The sequence below is a fragment of the Pseudomonas sp. MD195_PC81_125 genome, assembly GCF_014060985.1.
GTDB classification, from domain to species: domain Bacteria; phylum Pseudomonadota; class Gammaproteobacteria; order Pseudomonadales; family Pseudomonadaceae; genus Aquipseudomonas; species Aquipseudomonas parakoreensis.
This window is the reverse complement of sequence record NZ_JABULD010000280.1, coordinates 1-1,830: the sequence shown is the minus strand read 5'-3', so window position 1 is coordinate 1,830 and position 1,830 is coordinate 1. Positions and strand designations below refer to the sequence as shown.

The 1,830-nt window shown below is 54.0% G+C and carries 2 protein-coding genes and 1 pseudogene; all 3 read left to right on the top strand.

All coding sequences use genetic code 11. The features are described from left to right. Positions 1–1,174: elongation factor Tu (gene tuf / locus HT737_RS12295; protein WP_182402682.1), on the top strand; the 1,174-nt coding region annotated here is incomplete at its 5' end. 158 nt (positions 1,175–1,332) lie between these two features. Beyond that, positions 1,333–1,644 carry a 30S ribosomal protein S10 gene (gene rpsJ / locus HT737_RS12290; RefSeq protein ID WP_003186070.1) on the top strand — a complete coding sequence of 104 codons (312 nt, stop codon included), beginning with the start codon at positions 1,333–1,335 and terminating at the stop codon, positions 1,642–1,644. Positions 1,645–1,724: 80 nt separating this feature from the next. Beyond that, positions 1,725–1,830 (top strand): annotated as a pseudogene (gene rplC / locus HT737_RS12285) (50S ribosomal protein L3); the annotation flags it as partial.

Genomic DNA, 1,830 nt, shown 5'->3' with positions numbered 1-1,830 from the left:
TCGTTCCCTACCGCACGTCAACGTTGGCACCATCGGTCACGTTGACCACGGTAAAACCACTCTGACCGCTGCTCTGACTCGCGTCTGCTCCGAAGTTTTCGGTTCGGCCGTAGTTGAATTCGACAAGATCGACAGCGCTCCAGAAGAAAAAGCTCGCGGTATCACCATCAACACCGCGCACGTTGAGTACAACTCGAACATTCGTCACTACGCTCACGTTGACTGCCCAGGTCACGCTGACTACGTGAAGAACATGATCACCGGTGCTGCTCAAATGGACGGCGCTATCCTGGTTTGCTCGGCCGCTGATGGTCCGATGCCACAAACCCGTGAGCACATCCTGCTGTCCCGTCAGGTAGGCGTTCCGTACATCGTGGTTTTCCTGAACAAGGCTGACCTGGTAGACGACGCTGAGCTGCTGGAACTGGTTGAGATGGAAGTTCGCGACCTGCTGTCCACCTACGACTTCCCGGGCGATGACACCCCAATCATCATCGGTTCGGCTCGTATGGCGCTGGAAGGCAAAGACGACAACGAGATGGGCACCACTGCCGTCAAGAAGCTGGTTGAAACTCTGGACAGCTACATCCCAGAACCAGTTCGTATGATCGACAAGCCATTCCTGATGCCAATCGAAGACGTATTCTCGATCTCGGGTCGCGGTACTGTTGTGACTGGTCGTATCGAGCGCGGTATCGTTCGCGTTCAAGATGCACTGGAAATCGTTGGTCTGCGTGACACCACCACCACCACCTGCACCGGTGTTGAGATGTTCCGCAAGCTGCTCGACGAAGGTCGTGCTGGTGAGAACTGCGGCGTTCTGCTGCGTGGTACCAAGCGTGACGACGTTGAGCGTGGTCAGGTTCTGGTCAAGCCAGGTTCGGTTAAGCCGCACACCAAGTTCACCGCAGAAGTTTACGTTCTGAGCAAGGAAGAAGGCGGTCGTCATACTCCGTTCTTCAAAGGCTACCGTCCACAGTTCTACTTCCGTACTACTGACGTGACTGGTAACTGCGAGCTGCCAGAAGGCGTTGAAATGGTAATGCCAGGTGACAACATTCAGATGACTGTTACCCTGATCAAAACCATCGCGATGGAAGACGGTCTGCGTTTCGCTATCCGTGAAGGCGGTCGTACCGTCGGCGCTGGCGTCGTAGCCAAAATCATCGAGTAATTCTCTTTTGTAGAGTCTGCTTGATGAATTGAAAAAGCCCCCGCTCAGCGGGGGCTTTTTTATTGGGTTGACACCTATCTGGGGCGTCTATAGAATTGCGCCTCCTTTTAACGGGCGTATTGCGCCCGGTGGGAATAGCAGCCGGAGTCTGAAATCCAATGCAAAATCAGCAAATCCGTATCAGGTTGAAGGCTTTCGACCATCGCCTGATCGACCAATCAACCCAGGAAATCGTGGAAACCGCGAAACGTACTGGTGCTCAAGTGCGTGGTCCAATTCCACTGCCTACCCGTAAAGAGCGGTTCACCGTTCTGGTTTCCCCGCACGTCAACAAAGACGCGCGTGACCAGTACGAAATCCGCACTCATAAGCGCGTTCTGGACATCGTCCAGCCAACGGATAAAACCGTTGATGCACTTATGAAGCTTGATCTTGCGGCCGGTGTGGAAGTGCAGATCAGCCTCGGCTAAGACTCGGTCTTGGTCGTGTAACGCTCTGAAATGGGCGGCCATAGCGGGTGAAAGCCCCGTACACTCATGAGGTTTACAACATGACTATTGGTGTAGTCGGTCGTAAATGCGGTATGACCCGTATTTTCACCGAAGAAGGTGTCTCCATTCCGGTCACGGTCATTGAGATCGAGCCGAATCGCGTCA

Excerpts from the sequence above, each read along its gene's own strand:
- rpsJ (WP_003186070.1), top strand. The coding sequence starts at position 1,333 with ATGCAAAATCAGCAAATCCGTATCAGGTTGAAGGCTTTCGACCATCGC.